General features: G+C 56.5%; 17 protein-coding genes, 1 tRNA gene and 1 pseudogene. 9 read left to right on the forward strand and 10 right to left on the reverse strand.

What is annotated here, in order from left to right:
• The first annotated feature begins 14 nt into the window (after positions 1-14).
• Together RUA4292_RS08995 and RUA4292_RS09000 are read left to right on the forward strand one after the other, a co-directional pair.
• Positions 15-757: pseudogene (locus tag RUA4292_RS08995) on the forward strand (IS3 family transposase).
• Between the two features lie 128 nt (positions 758-885).
• Positions 886-1,272 carry a hypothetical protein gene (locus RUA4292_RS09000; RefSeq protein WP_145974916.1) on the forward strand — a complete coding sequence of 129 codons (387 nt, stop codon included), beginning with the start codon at positions 886-888 and terminating at the stop codon, positions 1,270-1,272.
• Between the two features lie 725 nt (positions 1,273-1,997).
• On the opposite strand, the gene RUA4292_RS09005 is transcribed toward RUA4292_RS09000, so the two are convergent.
• Positions 1,998-2,074 (reverse strand) — tRNA-His (locus RUA4292_RS09005).
• Between the two features lie 47 nt (positions 2,075-2,121).
• Positions 2,122-2,604 (reverse strand): GNAT family N-acetyltransferase, encoded by a 483-nt coding sequence (locus tag RUA4292_RS09010; RefSeq protein ID WP_058277309.1) that lies wholly within the window; start codon positions 2,602-2,604, stop codon positions 2,122-2,124.
• Positions 2,605-2,681: 77 nt separating this feature from the next.
• Here RUA4292_RS09010 and RUA4292_RS09015 point away from each other — a divergent pair, with 77 nt between their 5' ends.
• Positions 2,682-2,870: a DUF6324 family protein gene (locus tag RUA4292_RS09015; protein ID WP_058274816.1), complete on the forward strand. Its 189-nt coding sequence runs from the start codon at positions 2,682-2,684 to the stop codon at positions 2,868-2,870.
• A 4-nt stretch (positions 2,871-2,874) separates the two neighbouring features.
• On the opposite strand, the gene RUA4292_RS09020 is transcribed toward RUA4292_RS09015, so the two are convergent.
• The gene (locus RUA4292_RS09020; protein ID WP_058274815.1) at positions 2,875-3,306 is read right to left on the reverse strand and encodes an MmcB family DNA repair protein; all 432 of its coding nucleotides are present in this window, start codon (positions 3,304-3,306) and stop codon (positions 2,875-2,877) included.
• Positions 3,307-3,422: 116 nt separating this feature from the next.
• Here RUA4292_RS09020 and RUA4292_RS09025 point away from each other — a divergent pair, with 116 nt between their 5' ends.
• Complete coding sequence (locus RUA4292_RS09025; RefSeq protein ID WP_058277310.1) at positions 3,423-3,743, forward strand: ArsR/SmtB family transcription factor; 321 nt, start codon at positions 3,423-3,425, stop codon at positions 3,741-3,743.
• Positions 3,740-4,165 (forward strand): SRPBCC family protein, encoded by a 426-nt coding sequence (locus RUA4292_RS09030; protein WP_058277311.1) that lies wholly within the window; start codon positions 3,740-3,742, stop codon positions 4,163-4,165. Before RUA4292_RS09025 ends, RUA4292_RS09030 begins: the two co-directional genes overlap by 4 nt.
• A 255-nt stretch (positions 4,166-4,420) precedes the next feature.
• Here RUA4292_RS09030 and RUA4292_RS09035 read toward each other — a convergent pair whose 3' ends face one another.
• A complete protein-coding gene (locus RUA4292_RS09035; protein WP_058277312.1) occupies positions 4,421-4,717 on the reverse strand; it encodes a hypothetical protein in 297 nt (98 codons plus the stop codon).
• Positions 4,718-4,811: 94 nt separating this feature from the next.
• Here RUA4292_RS09035 and RUA4292_RS09040 point away from each other — a divergent pair, with 94 nt between their 5' ends.
• Entirely contained in the window at positions 4,812-5,591 is a 780-nt protein-coding gene (locus tag RUA4292_RS09040; protein ID WP_058277313.1) for a helix-turn-helix transcriptional regulator, read from the forward strand.
• A gap of 154 nt (positions 5,592-5,745) precedes the next feature.
• On the opposite strand, the gene nusB is transcribed toward RUA4292_RS09040, so the two are convergent.
• The 4 genes from nusB to RUA4292_RS09060 all read right to left on the reverse strand — a co-directional run bounded on the left by nusB (position 5,746) and on the right by RUA4292_RS09060 (position 8,600).
• On the reverse strand, positions 5,746-6,228 hold the full coding sequence (nusB, locus tag RUA4292_RS09045) for a transcription antitermination factor NusB (RefSeq protein ID WP_058274810.1): 483 nt from the start codon (positions 6,226-6,228) through the stop codon (positions 5,746-5,748).
• Positions 6,225-6,776: a 6,7-dimethyl-8-ribityllumazine synthase gene (locus RUA4292_RS09050; RefSeq protein ID WP_058277314.1), complete on the reverse strand. Its 552-nt coding sequence runs from the start codon at positions 6,774-6,776 to the stop codon at positions 6,225-6,227. Before RUA4292_RS09050 ends, nusB begins: the two co-directional genes overlap by 4 nt.
• Positions 6,777-6,778: 2 nt before the next feature.
• Positions 6,779-7,900, reverse strand: a complete 1,122-nt coding sequence (gene ribB, locus RUA4292_RS09055) for a 3,4-dihydroxy-2-butanone-4-phosphate synthase (RefSeq protein ID WP_058277315.1) — start codon at positions 7,898-7,900, stop codon at positions 6,779-6,781.
• A gap of 112 nt (positions 7,901-8,012) precedes the next feature.
• Positions 8,013-8,600, reverse strand: coding sequence for a riboflavin synthase (locus RUA4292_RS09060; protein WP_058277316.1), 588 nt, complete (start codon positions 8,598-8,600; stop codon positions 8,013-8,015).
• Positions 8,601-8,740: 140 nt separating this feature from the next.
• Between RUA4292_RS09060 and RUA4292_RS09065 the strand changes: the two genes are divergently transcribed.
• From RUA4292_RS09065 to RUA4292_RS09075, 3 genes are all read left to right on the forward strand, one after another.
• Positions 8,741-10,039, forward strand: a complete 1,299-nt coding sequence (locus RUA4292_RS09065; protein WP_058277317.1) for a capsule polysaccharide biogenesis protein — start codon at positions 8,741-8,743, stop codon at positions 10,037-10,039.
• 80 nt (positions 10,040-10,119) lie between these two features.
• Positions 10,120-11,271 carry a polysaccharide biosynthesis/export family protein gene (locus RUA4292_RS09070; protein ID WP_058277318.1) on the forward strand — a complete coding sequence of 384 codons (1,152 nt, stop codon included), beginning with the start codon at positions 10,120-10,122 and terminating at the stop codon, positions 11,269-11,271.
• Positions 11,271-13,268, forward strand: a complete 1,998-nt coding sequence (locus RUA4292_RS09075; protein ID WP_058277319.1) for a capsule polysaccharide biogenesis protein — start codon at positions 11,271-11,273, stop codon at positions 13,266-13,268. Before RUA4292_RS09070 ends, RUA4292_RS09075 begins: the two co-directional genes overlap by 1 nt.
• Here the strand turns inward: RUA4292_RS09075 and ribD are convergent.
• Both ribD and nrdR read right to left on the reverse strand, forming a co-directional pair.
• The gene (gene ribD, locus RUA4292_RS09080) at positions 13,265-14,365 is read right to left on the reverse strand and encodes a bifunctional diaminohydroxyphosphoribosylaminopyrimidine deaminase/5-amino-6-(5-phosphoribosylamino)uracil reductase RibD (protein WP_082637059.1); all 1,101 of its coding nucleotides are present in this window, start codon (positions 14,363-14,365) and stop codon (positions 13,265-13,267) included. The two genes, RUA4292_RS09075 and ribD, sit on opposite strands and share 4 nt — an antisense overlap.
• The gene (gene nrdR / locus RUA4292_RS09085; protein WP_058274803.1) at positions 14,362-14,832 is read right to left on the reverse strand and encodes a transcriptional regulator NrdR; all 471 of its coding nucleotides are present in this window, start codon (positions 14,830-14,832) and stop codon (positions 14,362-14,364) included. The genes ribD and nrdR overlap by 4 nt, the downstream gene beginning before the upstream one ends.
• Positions 14,833-14,873 lie beyond the last annotated feature (41 nt).

Consider the following 14,873-nt stretch of genomic DNA (forward strand, 5'->3'; position numbering starts at 1 on the left):
ACGGAGGACCAAGAATGGCAAACAAGCGACCGAAGCCGGAAGAAATTGTCTCGAAGTTGCGGCAGGTTGAAGTTCTGATGGGGCAAGGGATGCCGCGTCTGGATGCGATCAGACAGATCGGCGTTGTGGAGCAAACCTATTACCGCTGGCGCAAGCAATATGGCGGAATGGGTGTAGACCAATTGAAGGAACTTAGGCGGCTTCAGAAGGAAAATGAGCGGCTCAGGCGTGCGGTATCAGACCTGACGCTCGACAACATAGCAATCATGTCTGGAGCTATGACTTCGTGCATTGTCGCACCGATGATGGGAAACCTTTCCGGACGTTGAACATCATCGACGAGTTCAGCCGGGAGTGCTTGGCAATCAGGGTAAAGCGAAAACTAAACTCGGCGGATGTGATCGATGCTCTGACGGATTTGTTCATTCTGCGCGGCACACCGTCCTACATCCGTTCAGATAACGGTCCTGAGTTCGTTGCTCTGGCGGTTCGCGACTGGATTGCAGCTGTCGGAGCCAAAACGGCATACATCGAACCAGGCTCGCCTTGGGAGAACGGATTTTGTGAAAGCTTCAACGGTCGCATGAGGGACGAGCTGTTGAACGGGGAAATCTTCTACTCGCTCAGAGAAGCGCAGATCATCATCGAAGAATGGAGGAAGCACTACAACACCAAACGACCACACAGTGCACTGGGTTATCGCCCTCCGGCACCAGAAACCATCATCCCGATGGAACACAGGCCGATCATGCACTAACAATCACGTTGGACCCGTCAGATAGGGCTGCTCAGTCAGTCGCCCGGATGATTGGGTATGCCTTTTTGCTTGAATTGCTTTAGTCAAACGAAAGCCCTGAAACGCTACTAAACTAAGGATCTATCAAGTTGAAGAATTACAGTAGGATAGCGCCAGCGTTCTTTACGGCCACCTTGTCGGTTTACGCAAGTTCTGTTGCTGCTATGACCTGCACAAAGACAAACAGTAAACACGGCAATTACTACCAAGTTGTTGGAGACAACATTTTAGACGTTTGGCTTTGGGAAGTTGGTAACGAAAAAAAAGAAAAGGTGATGTCGATTTTCAAATGTGACGTTTCAAAATTTGGACAGCAAGGTTCCGATATCCAGTGTGTTGGGGAAAGCTCGACATTAGGGGGATATTCGGTTATCGACTTGCGGCCTGAAGAAGGAATGGCGCTCCTTTCTTGGGGCAATCACGAATTCGATAATCACGTTGTCACGTATGAACCAGTGGAATGTACAGACGACTGACCAATGACATCGGTACCAGCGCCGGACCCCCGCCATCACTGGCGGGGGTTTCCTTTTCTGGGTGAAAGGAAAGTGAAAGCGCCGAGCGACGCCCCTGCCTTATTTGTCCTTGGATCCGTCGCGTATGTTTTTTGGTGGGCGGTCACCTGTGTAAGTCGGGGACTCCTACCCTCAGGGGGCTTACACGCCTATTTGACAGGCCACCCCTTCAATCTAAATAGCGAGGGGTGCCAATCCCGTGAGTGTGGCACGCAGCCCCACCGATACCCCATAGAGCCGCTAGTCTGTCATTCTCTATGAAGGCGTAGGTGGGGCACCTTTAACAGCCCTAGCTATGGGTGAGACAGAATGACCGTTTGCCCACCCAATTACTCAGCCTATCTTTTTCACGTGTCTAAACGTCCTCAGGCACACAGCCTCGCTCATACCTCATGGATGAATCTCTTCCAGCAGTTCCCCTGTCAAGATGTGAGCGAGGCACCTATCCAGCTCACGGATATTCATATTTATCCAGAACCCAAAGCCTGTATTTTTCTGGGCAAATATTTTTCTGCGCAGTTCACACTTGTATCCGAGCAGTTAGAGCCAGCCTACGTTTGGACATCCCGATGATCCCTGTTTTGTGCGTCACAAGGAAAATACACGAATAATCGCGTGAGGTAGCCTAGACAGGAAAACGGCTTACCTAGTAGTTCAGAAATAGTTCGCTAAGTGATTGATTTTATTGGTACCGCCTGCTGGATTCGAACCGGCGACCTCTGGATCCACAATCCAGCGCTCTAACCAACTGAGCTAAGGCGGCACTCGTGAGGGGCGATGTACCGAACACGCGCAGGGAATGCAAGAGAATTAAAGACGAATTTCCCAGCTTTGTTCGACAAGATCACAGCCAAAGGAATGAACCTTTTTGCTGCCGGTTAATTGCCATCCGGAAGCCCTGTAAAGTGCACAAGCTGCCCGATGGCTTTCATGGGTCCATAAGGCCATATCACGATAACCGGAATCGCGGGCGAACCCCATGCATGTGTTGAGCATGCGTTTACCCAAGCCCTGTCCACGGGCCTCTGGCATCAACAGAAGCAACCTCAATTTTGCGGTGTGGTCGTTCAGCGCGACACAAAAAATACTGCCAAGGCGCACGCCATCCCGTTCCGCGATCCAGCCCTTCTCACGTGTTGGATCGTGTGATGCCATGAAATCCGCCAGAATCTGTTCAACCAGAGGCGCGAATGTGTCATCAAACCCCTCGTTCCGCTGATAGAGGCGGCCGTGCTGTTCTACCAACCAGGGCGCATCATCTGGCCGGAATGGTCTGATCAGAACATCATTCATACCTTACCTGACCTCAAAGGCGGCTTGATTCTCAACCCTTTGCGCGCTAGCAGGAACGCTCAGTCCCGGAGGCGCAAATGGGCATCAACACCGAACGTGACATTCAGGCAAACCTTCAGATCGGCCCGACCGACCACGGCATGGTGCGCCTGTTCATCGAGGCCGACGGCGTCGAAATTCCGATGGATTTCGAACCTGAAGAAGCGGAAGAAATCGCGGACGAAATTCTCGCCGCTGTGCAAGCTGCCCGGATCGTAAAAGACTGACAGTTCAAATTCTTGGATCACGCAATGCCTGCAATCTGCGGGCTGTATCTGTTGCAAACTTCTGAATCATCTTCTTGCGCCGCGCAGGTGCCAGCTTATCTTCCGGTGCCATTCGGATAATTTCGGCGTCATATGCATCTGCGATGATCAGCCCGGTTTCCTCGGGCAACAGATCGGTTGGGAAATCGGTATCGACGGCCCAGAAAAAGCGATCGCACCAATCCAGATACCCCTGCCATTTGGAATCCGTCAGATAATCTGCGCGGCTAGATTTGCACTCGATCACCCACAGTTCCCCCTTGGGGCCCAATCCCATGACGTCGACGCGCAAACCGCGGGTGGGAACAAATTCCTCAACAGATACAAAGCCATGCGCCAACAAGTGGCGCGAAACCCCACGGGCCAGTTTTTGTCCGGGCTGTAAATCCAGTGTCATTCCTAAAATGTGAACAATTCGTGAACAAAAATCAAGCACCTGCAAGACTCTTGACATGATACCATTTGGTACCCCATAAATCGCAATACCAAATGGTATCACTATTGAGGTGACCAATGCAGATGCAAATTCAAAACGCGTTCCGTGCCCTTGCGGACCCGACCCGACGGGAGATCGTCCAGATCCTTGCGTCCGGCGACATGACGATCGCTCAGCTGACCGATCAGTTCGATATGACCCGTGCAGCCGTCAAAAAGCACCTAACCGTTCTTTCCGATGGCGGCCTTATCACCGTCGAGGCGCGTGGACGCGAGCGCATAAACCGACTGGAGCCGAATGGATTGGCCCCCATCCTCGACTGGTTCAGCTATTTTGACCAGTTCTGGGATGATCGCCTGAATAATCTGAAGGAAGCTATTGAAAGGAATAAAAAATGACGAATGCAGTTCTGCAAAAGCAAATTTTCCTGAGGGCCACGCCGGAAACCGTTTGGGCCTATTTGACCGAACCCGCCCGCTTGGCAGAGTGGTTTCACAAACCAGAGCGTCCGTTGGCCGCCGGTCAGAAGCTTGAGATGTTCGGTACATCCAGTGGCGATCTTCTGATCTGGGGTGAGGTACGCGCTGCCCGTCCGCCCGAATATCTCGAATATACATTTACCATCAAACCCATGGGAGACGCTGTTAGTGTCGTAAAATGGACGCTGGACCCGGTACCGGGCGGTACCCGGCTGGGCTTGGTTCACGAAGGGCTGCCGCAAGGCGCAGAGGCATTTGGCCTGATCCTTGCACTCGATGACGGTTGGGACGAACATTTGGGCAAGATGCGCAATGCGCTGCACGAAACTGTTGACGCCTGACCCCTTGTGCAAACCCGCCGCAACCCCTACTTAGGCCCGTGGCGGGTTCTGCCCTTCTTGTGATTGGTAGCATTCTGGTGGCCTTAAGCAATTCCGAGGGGGCTGGCTCTGTTCAGGTCCTGGCCTGATTACCTGGCGCCCACCTGTACATACAGGTCCTCGGGAATCACACCGCACGGTTGACTGGCGGTCCCGCCACATAAACTTATCTCTCGCCCGGTCTGGGTGAGTCTTCATTTTCCGAAATAGGTTGGCTCAGCCCTTGTCCACCGCAACGCGGGCGGGTTCGAATTTGGCCGCAACAGGTGTACCGCGTCTAGGGCCCTGCGGCTTTTCCGCCATACTCATGATCGCGTAAGCGAACTGAACACCGGCGAAAACAATGCCATTCATGAACCAGATCATTGCAAGAGCGATTAACCCGATCTCGGATCCGAAAATCAGGCCGCGCAAGTTGGCCACGTTCAGCGCCAGCAGCACCCCGACAAACAGGGCCGAGATGACAAATCCCCATGCAACTTGCGTGATGTAAAGGCGGATCAGTTTGGGCACGACAAAGCTCCTTGTCTGATACCGTGATGATAGCGCATGGTCGTGCTGAGTAAACTGCAGCCTCAACGGGTGCGACACTATATTCGGAGTCTCTATGAATGCCCTCAGCCTGTTCACGCTTGATCTTCTCGAAGAGCTGTCATTGCGCCATGATGATCAGGAACGGTGGGAGTTCACGTTAGACCGTCTGACTGAGATCGGATTTAACGCTCTAAACATGCTTTGCTTCACACCCGAGACTGGCGCAATTCATTGGGTTCGAAGTTCAATGTCCAAAGGTTGGCTGAACCGCTATGACAGCCAAGGTTATGCCGAAGCGGATCCGATGCTGGCGCAGGTTCAAAATGGCAAGGAAAGCCTCTACGTGCAGGCCGCAAGCCTCCGGTCTGCGGACGGCCATTCCTCCAAGGCGCTGGGTCTGAATCACGATCTGGAAAAGGCCGGATATATCCACCTTTACTCTCTGGTGGTTCCCTGCCCCAACAACGAGGCCAAGCTGGTGGTTCTGTCATCGGACCGACCGGACGCCCAGGCTCAAATGACTGAACGGCAGCGCCAAATGCGTGTCCTGGCAACCGTGCTGGCCACCAATCTGGGATCGGATATTCCCAGTAATCACGGTCGTGTGTACGACATCACAAGTATTGCTCCAACCACTCCGGACCTGACACCGCGTGAGCTGCAGGTCCTGGACCTTTTGGCTCTTGGGCACCGAAACGATAGAATCGCCGAACTTTTGAACCTCTCGGAAGTTACGGTACGAACCCATTTGAAGAATGCGCGCGAAAAATTGAGAGCCCCGACCCGAGAATCCGCACTGGTCCGTGCGATGCAACTTGGCCTGATCAATCCGCCGGGCTATCGGAATCGATAGGTGGCACGCCGGATGCGTTCCGATAAAATGCTGGTGTCTTTGGAAAAAACTGTGAGTGGTGGAGGCCGAAGACTTGTTTGAACAAGTGTATTTGTAGATTTCAGGCGCAGCGCTTTGTGTGGCTGCGCCTTATTCATCTGGACTAAGGCTTTACTTAAAACGCCTCTGGCTGTGCTTCGCGGGCCATGTGATCCAAAACTGCGTTGACGAATTTCGGTTCTTTACCTTCCGGGAAGAACGCGCGCGCCACATCAACGAACTCGGTGATGACGACCTTTGGTGGCGTATCGCCTTGGGTCAGTTCGGCCCCGGCTGCACGGAAGGTGGCGCGCAGGGTCGGGTCAATGCGCGCGATAGGCCATTTGGCGACCAAAGCGCGGTCGGTCATCTGGTCAATCGGTGCCTGATAATTCACCGCGTCTTCAACCAACTTGCGGAACACGCGGATATCGCCGTCCAGCATTTCCTCACCCTCATAGACAGCGCCAAACCGATGATCCAAAAACTCGTTCACGACTGCTTCCGTCGTTTGGCCCGATTGCTCCATCTGGAACAGCGCCTGCACGGCATAAAGCCGGGCGGCGGATTTCATCAGGCGTTTCTGGTTGGCCGGTTTCGGCGCGTCTGTCTGGGTCATGCTGTCGTGGGTCCGTTGTTGTCGCCCGCCACAAGGATGGACTCGGACGGCGGCTTGAACCCGACGCCCTTTTTGGAAGAGCCCCACTTACGGCTGAGTGCAATCAGATGCAAGGCCGCAGCTGCAGCGCCGCCACCTTTATTCATCTTTTTAGGATTTGCGCGGACTTCGGCCTGATCGTCATTTTCGACCGTCAGGATGCCATTCCCAATAAGAAGACCCTGCAGACCCATCAACTGGATCGCCCGGCTCGAGTCGTTGCACACCGTTTCATAGTGCGTGGTCTCGCCACGAATGACACAGCCCAGCGCCACGTAGCCATCATAGTTGCACTGGCGATCTGCCATGGCGATGGCGGTCGGGATTTCAAGCGCGCCCGGAACCTCAACAACTTCGCAGGTACCGCCAGCGGCTTCGATCTCGGCCATGGCACCAGTAACCAGATTGTCGGCAATGGCGCGATAGAACGGGGCCACCACGATCAAGAGTTTCACAGGCTTGTCGAATGTCGGCGTTGGCAGTACGCCATGTTTGTCTTGTTCAGCCACGATCAATCATCCTTGAGAATGGAACGGGTTCCGACGATGGAGATTCCAAACGCGTCAAGACCCAGATATTTCGTTTCCGGTGTATCGGTCAGCAACAACAGTTCCTGGATACCCAGCTTGGACAGGATCTGCGCCCCTAGACCGGTTTGCTTGATGGTGCGCGGGCCTTCGTCATCGGTTGCGTAAAGCGCATTGCGCGGCTCACGAAACAGGCAAACCACGCCGCGTCCTTCGGCGGCGATCTTTTCCATAGCACGCGGCAGTTCCTGCGGCGATTTTGGACCCAGGCCCAGAACATCAGGCGCTTCATGCAGTGCATGGGTTCGGGTCAAAACTGGCTCGGGCGTGGTGATGTCACCCTTGATCATGACGACATGTTCGATGCCATGTGTCTGATCCGTGAACAGACGCATTTCCCATTCGCCGCCGTATTCTGACGTCACAGTCCTGCGCGAGGTTTCGACGACCAGATTGTCGTTGCGCGAGCGATACGTGATCAGATCGCTGATCGTACCGATCTTCATGTCGTGCTCTTTTGCAAATGCAACCAGATCGGGCAGACGTGCCATAGTGCCGTCAGGCTTCATGATCTCGCAAATCACCCCTGAGGGGTTCAACCCGGCAAGCCGAGAGATATCGACCGCCGCCTCTGTATGACCGGCGCGCACCAGCACCCCGCCCCGCTTGGCGCGCAGCGGAAAGATATGACCCGGTGTCGCGATGTGCGCCATCGTATTTTGCTCGTTGATCGCCGTTTCAACGGTCAGCGCGCGATCTGCTGCTGAGATACCGGTCGACACGCCTTCGCGTGCCTCTATGGACACGGTAAACGCGGTTTCGTGACGAGATGAGTTGTTCACAGCCATCATCGGCAGGCCAAGGGCGTCGACGCGCTCTGCCGTCATCGGCAGGCAGATCAACCCGCGCCCATGGGTGGCCATAAAGTTGATTGCCTCGGCATCCGCAAACTCGGCCGCGATGACCAGATCACCCTCGTTCTCGCGATCTTCATGATCGACCAGGATATACATCCGGCCCTTGCGCGCCTCTTCGATGATATCTTCGATCGGGCTGATAGCGTCGCGCAGCTGGGCCTCGACGGGACCGGGGGTTTCAAAGCTCATGGGGCAGCCTTTCACAAGAGCGTGTCTGGACGGCTGGATAGACCACCAAGCGCTCAAATACCAGAGCGCTTGCGGCCACGGATCGTCAAAACGCGGCGTCGAAACCGTTGGGTCAGGACATCTCGGCCAAACGGGCGACGTACCGCGCCAACGTGTCAATCTCGAGGTTCACCTGATCACCGACCGAGACATCGCCCCAGGTTGTCACTTCTTTGGTGTGGGGGATGAAATTGATCCCAAAATCGCAACCGTCCACGTCATTGACCGTCAGCGAGGTTCCATTCAACGCAACTGATCCCTTGGGCGCTATAAAGCGGGCCAATTCTCTGGGCGCGCGCAACGTTACACGGGTGCTGTCGCCTTCGTCCTGCAGGGCAACAACCTCGGCCACGCCGTCGATATGGCCGGAAACGATGTGCCCACCCAGTTCGTCCCCTACCTTGAGGGCGCGTTCAAGGTTCACGCGTTTGTCAACTTGCCATGTGTTCAGATTGGTTTTCGACACAGTCTCCGCACTGATCTGCACATCGTACCAATCATCCCCAAGGGCAATCACAGTCAGACAGACACCGTCACTGGCGATGGATGCGCCAATATCAATACCCGCAGTGTCATAGCCGGTTTTGATCCGAGCGCGCAGATCCCCTTGCTGGTCCAACTCGGTAACAATTCCGATATCGGTGACGATCCCTGTGAACATTGCTTCACCCTTAGCTTATAACCTGTGCGTATGTGTAACCGCCGAGGTAAGCCCAAGAAACGCTGCGGGCAAGCCCTGCCTTGCCCGCATCGATGTATACAGGCATAATTTTGTTACGAAACGATAAAGAGCAGACCAGGATGCATCCACTCGCCTCGCGCTCGCATCGCCGTGTATTCCTGTTTTTGCAGGGACCGCATGGCCCTTTCTTTAGCGCACTGGCACGCGCTTTGCGCGCCGCCGGGGCTGATGTTCTGCGAGTGGGGTTTAACGCGGGCGATCAGGCGTTCTGGTTTGATCGCAGCACCTACATCCCGTTTTTGGAAAATTCCGAGCGATGGCCCGAAACCCTTAGGGAACTGATCCGGTCACAGTCGGTCACAGATATCGTTCTATACGGCGACACCCGCCCAGTTCATGCCAAAGCTGTGGATGTTGCGCGCGAAATGGGCGTGACTGTCCATGTCTTCGAAGAGGGGTATCTGCGCCCTTGGTGGGTCACCTACGAACGGAACGGATCAAATGGACACTCACGGTTGATGTCTTTGGACGTCGCCCAGATGCAACATGCGCTTGATCAGTCCGAGGCACCGGTCCCACCGCCACCGTCCCATTGGGGGGATATGCGACAGCACATATTCTACGGCGCGCTTTATCACTGGTTTGTTCTGTTCCTGAACCGGAGGTACTCCAACTTCAAGCCGCACCGGGAATTGCCGGTATCAACAGAGTCTCGCCTGTACTTCAAGCGGCTTTCGCTGATGCCTTTCCATAGGATTAGGCGTCGCTGGGCCACCATGCGCGTACGGCAAAACGGTGCACCCTATCACTTGGCTCTGTTGCAACTGGGTCATGACAGTTCGGTGCAAGCCCATTCAGACTATACCTGCATGTCAGACTTTTTGGAGCATGTCATATCAGGTTTTGCCAAAGGCGCCCCGGCCCATCACCTTCTGGTTCTGAAGGAACATCCGCTGGAAAATCATCGCGAGCCGCTGCGCCGCAGAGCGCGCGAAATAGCCCGCGCGCATCAAGTGGCGGATCGCGTGCACTACGTTCCCGGCGGCAAACTGGCCCGGCTGCTGGATGACGCGAACACGGCGGTGACGATCAATTCCACCGCAGGTCAACAAGTTCTGTGGCGCGGAATCCCGTTGCGCAGTTTTGGGAAATCCGTCTACGACAAACCCGAGTTTGTTTCACAGCAACCCATTGCCCAGTTCTTTGCCGATCCAGACGTACCGGATCACAAAGCCTATCGGGCTTACCGGCAATTTCTTCTGAAAACCAGTCAGTTACCCGGCGGCTTTTATTCACTGCGTGGGCGACGGCAACTGCTGCGCCGCGCCGCCGACATGCTGTTGCAGGCGCATGATCCCTATCAGTCCGTTCAGTCCGACAACGAGGCGTCGACGCCACAGTTGAAGCTCGTCGAATAAGCCGGGTTGGTTGGTGCTGGATGTTGAACCCCGAACAAGCTAAGTTGACGCAAACAAAAGACGACTGAGGATAATCGGCAGTGCAGTGCTTTCCAATTGGCTGGGTGCGAGGGACCGCCCTTGTGGCTGTATGTGGCGTGCTTGCCGCGTGCCAGCTTCCTAAATCTGGCCCCAACAAGTCCGAGATTTTGGCGGGTTCAGTTGAAAATGGTGGCAATGCCTTTGTCGTCGAGGTGGATGACAGGGTCGCACAAGCGACATCCAAAGTCCCCCAATTTGGGTTCTCGTCGTCCTTCACCAGCGCGCAAAGCCTAACGGCGGATACCGTTCGCCCTGGCGACGTATTGGGATTGACGATCTGGGAAAACGTCGATGACGGCCTGCTGTCGGGTGAAGTCGGATCCTCGACCACACTGAGTGAAGTTCAGGTGGACGCCGACGGATTCATCTTCGTGCCATATGCCGGACGTGTGCGTGCGTCTGGAAACACACCCGAGCAGCTGCGTCAGGTGATCACTGCAAAACTACAGGATCAAACGCCAGACCCTCAGGTCGAGGTCCGCCGGTCCGCCGGGGATGGCGCAACTGTCGCGGTGTCTGGAAGCGTCGCGGCGCCGGGTATCTATCCAATCGAACTCCCGACCCGCACGTTGACCGGCATGTTGTCAAAGGCCGGAGGTGTATCAACTGGTGCAGGTGCATCAGGTGGTACTGACATTTCGCTCGTGACATTGATCCGCGGAAACCAAAAAGGGACCATCTGGTACGATGACCTCTTCGGCAATTCCAAGCTGGATGTAGCCCTTCGCGGCGGCGACCGAATTCTGGTCGAAGCGGACAGCCGGTCGTACATTGCCCTTGGTGCTACTGGTGGCCAGTCGCGCGTGGCGTTTGACACGCAGGACCTTTCGGCGCTTGAGGCTTTGGCGCAAGTCGGTGGCCTGCTGTCGCTGTCTTCGGATCCAACGGGGATTTTTATCCTGCGTGACGAACGTCAGGATATCGCGCGCTCGGTGATGGGACGTTCGGACCTGCAGGGTGATCAGCGTATGGTCTACCTGTTGAACCTGACCGCCCCCAACGGGCTGTTCGTTGCACGGGATTTCGTGATCCGCGACGACGACACTATCTATGTGACCGAAGCACCATATGCGCAGTGGACCAAGTCAATTTCCCTGATAGCTGGTGGCCTTACGCCGCTGGCCAATGTCGCTACGCTGACAGGCAACTGATGTCGCCTGAAACAACAGCCGGGTCTGAACGTACCCGGCTGCTTGTCTACAATGGTGGTTTCCTGACATCCCGCCGAATTCGCCGAATATTGTCCCTGTCCGGTTACGACATCCGGATTGGCCTGCCCAAAGACGGTGATGCCGTCGGAGTTTGGGGCAACAGCCCGACGGCCCATCGCGGCCTTGCTGTTGCGGCTCGGCACGATCCCCCAGTGCTGCGCGTCGAAGACGCCTTTCTTCGGTCTTTGCATCCCGGCCGCAGCGGAGAGCCGCCTCTTGGCCTGTTGCTTGATCGATCCGGCTTACATTTCGATGCGGCTCAGGCGTCGGATCTGGAAACGCTGTTGGCCACCGATCCCTTGGACGACACCGCCCTGCTGAACCGCGCACGGGGCGGGATTGAACGGATGCGCGACCTGCATCTTAGCAAATACTCGGCCTTTGATCTGACCGCTCCGCCCCCTGACCCCGGCTATGTACTGGTGGTGGATCAAGTTCGCGACGACGCAGCTGTGACGGCCAGCGCTGGAGATGAGGCCCGGTTTCGCGAAATGCTGGTCATGGCGCAGGAAGAGAATCCTGGCGCCAAAGTTCTGATCAAGACACATCCCGACACCATCGCCGGGCATCGTTCAGGCTATTTCTCCACCGCTGACCAAACCGATCGCGTCTCGGTCATCAGCACATCGGTCAGCCCGTGGGCTTTGTTGGAAGGTGCGGTTGGCGTTTACACCTTGTCCTCACAGATGGGGTTCGAGGCGATTTTGGCCGGACATAAGCCGCGTGTTTTTGGCCAGCCCTTCTATGCAGGTTGGGGACTGACGCAGGATGAAGCACACCTGCCACGCCGCCAACGCAACCTGACGCGCGCGCAATTGTTCGCTGCAGCGATGATCCTCTATCCGACCTGGTACGATCCATACCGGGACCAGCTGTGCGAGATGGAAACCGTTCTGGACACGCTTGAGGCGAGAACCCGCGCCTGGCGGCAGGATCACAAGGGATGGACCGCCTCGGGTATGCGCCTGTGGAAACGCAAACACTTGCAACGGATGTTTGGGCGCGAGAAAACGATCCGCTTCACCGACGATCAACCAGCGCAGTCAGATCGACCTCATATGGTCTGGGCAAGTAAAGCCAAGGGCACGGAAAGTGCCGTCCGGGTCGAGGATGGCTTTCTACGCTCGCACGGGCTGGGCGCAAAACTTGTACCGCCCCTGTCATTGGCAACGGACAATAAGGGGATCTATTACGACCCGACGCATCCCAGCCAACTGGAAGGGTTTATTGCCGCCCGGGAAACTCTGCGGCCAGATCAGGAATTGCGTGCCGAAAGGCTGATCGCTAAAATCGGGTCCGCCCAAATCACCAAGTACAACACAGGGGTCGGCGCACCGGATTTGCCAGTTGGGCATCGCATACTCGTCCCCGGTCAGGTTGAAGACGATGCTTCAATCCAGTTGGGCACCAGCACTGTTCGCACAAATGCTGATCTGTTGCGCGCCGTGCGCGAGGCAAACCCAAACGCCATTCTGATCTACAAACCGCACCCCGATGTCGAAGCGGGCTTGCGCGATGGGGCAGTCGAGGCCGCAGCCCTCGCCGATGTCATCGCCACCCATTGCGACCCGGCAGCTCTGCTGTCGCAGGTCCAGGAGGTCTGGACCATGACCTCATTGCTAGGGTTCGAGGCTTTGATGCGCAGTGTCAGTGTGACCACCCTGGGCGCGCCTTTTTATGCGGGTTGGGGGCTGACGAACGATTTGGGAACCGTCCCTGTCCGCAGGGGCGCACGACCAACGGTTTTAGGTTTGGTTCACGCGGCGCTGATCGATTATCCCCGGTATATGGACCCTGTGACAGGTGAGCCCTGGCCCGTAGAAGTTGCAGTTGAACGGCTGTCACAAGGTGCGACGCCCGCAGGCGGTCCACTGCTTCGAGTTTTGTCAAAACTACAAGGCGCATTCGCGACCCATGCACATATCTGGCGTCGTTAACGCAGCGCCCGCGCCCAACGGTGCATGATGTCCGGCCCGATGACCTGGGTCTCGATCAACTCAAAACGCGGGGCATTGTCCAACTTGTCCAACCCAAGTGTGCCGATGGCTGACAACCCTTCGGCACCGATCGCAAGCCCGGCGGTGAACCCGACCAATTCATCGACCAAATCCGCAGCAAGCAGCGACGCCGCCAATGCCGCCCCGCCCTCGCAGAATACGCGGGTCAGACCTGCTTTACCCAACTGCTGCAACAAGTCCGCTGCATCGATCTGGTGATCGTCCAGCGCGCAAGGCAGCAGTTGCGCCCCAAGCCCGTCCCACGCGCGGGCACGCTCGGCATCCGGGGATGGGCCGTGACATAGCCATACGGGTATCTCAGCAACCGTGCGCGCCAACTGCCCCAACAAGGGAATGTCCAAATGGCGCGAGACCACAATTCGCACAGGCTGAGCGTCGACCCCTATATCCCGAACAGTCAAGGATGGGTCATCGGCGCGCGCAGTGCCCGCCCCGACCATCACCGCATCATGACGCGCACGCATGGCATGCACGGCACGCCGCGCCTTTGGGCCAGTGATCCATTGGCTGTGCCCCGTTTCGGTAGCAATGCGTCCATCAAAACTGCTAGCCAGTTTCAGGGTTACGAAAGGACGCCCCTGTTCGGTTTTCAAGAAGAACCCCGCAAGATCCTGGGCTGCCTGTTCGGCCAGAACGCCGGTGGTCACTTCGATCCCCGCCTCGCGCAGCATGGCAAAGCCTTGTCCTGCAACACGCGGATCGCTGTCTTCGATGGCCGCGACAACACGGGCCACACCGGCAGCGATCAGGGCCTCGGCGCAAGGCGGTGTTTTGCCGTGATGGGCGCAGGGTTCAAGCGTGACATAGGCCGTGGCACCCCGTGCCGCGTCTCCGGCTTGTGCCAGCGCTTGCGGTTCGGCGTGTGGGCGACCACCCGGCTGGGTCCAGCCGCGTCCCACAATGCGCCCGTCACGCACGATCACGCAACCGACGGCTGGGTTTGGCCAGCACGTCCCTTGACCGCGCCGCCCCAAAGACAAGGCAAGCGCCATGTATCGCTTATCTGTTTCGCTCACTCGTCCGTCGAAGGCTGCGGCGGGCGCAGTTCGTGGACAAACTCCTCGAAGTCATCGGCCGCCTGGAAATTCTTGTATACGCTCGCAAAGCGAACATAGGCGACGGTGTCGATCCGCGCCAGAGCTTCCATGACGATCTCGCCAATTTTGCTGGACGGGATGTCGGTCTCGCCCATGCTTTCCAGACGTCGCACGATACCAGAAATCATCTGGTCAATACGTTCCGGATCAATCGGGCGTTTCTGCATCGAAATGCGGATCGAACGCTCCAACTTGTCCCGATCGAAATCTTCGCGTTTGCCGTTGGTTTTGATTACCACCAAATCACGCAACTGGACACGTTCGTAGGTCGTAAACCGCCCCCCACACGCGGGGCAGAACCGGCGTCGGCGAATGGCCGCATGGTCCTCTGCCGGGCGTGAATCTTTGACTTGAGTATCGATATTTCCGCAAAACGGGCAGCGCATCCACCGTCTCCTCGTCCCTGGTTCCGCCTCTTATTGTAAGC

The sequence above is a fragment of the Ruegeria atlantica genome, assembly GCF_001458195.1.
Classification (GTDB): domain Bacteria; phylum Pseudomonadota; class Alphaproteobacteria; order Rhodobacterales; family Rhodobacteraceae; genus Ruegeria; species Ruegeria atlantica.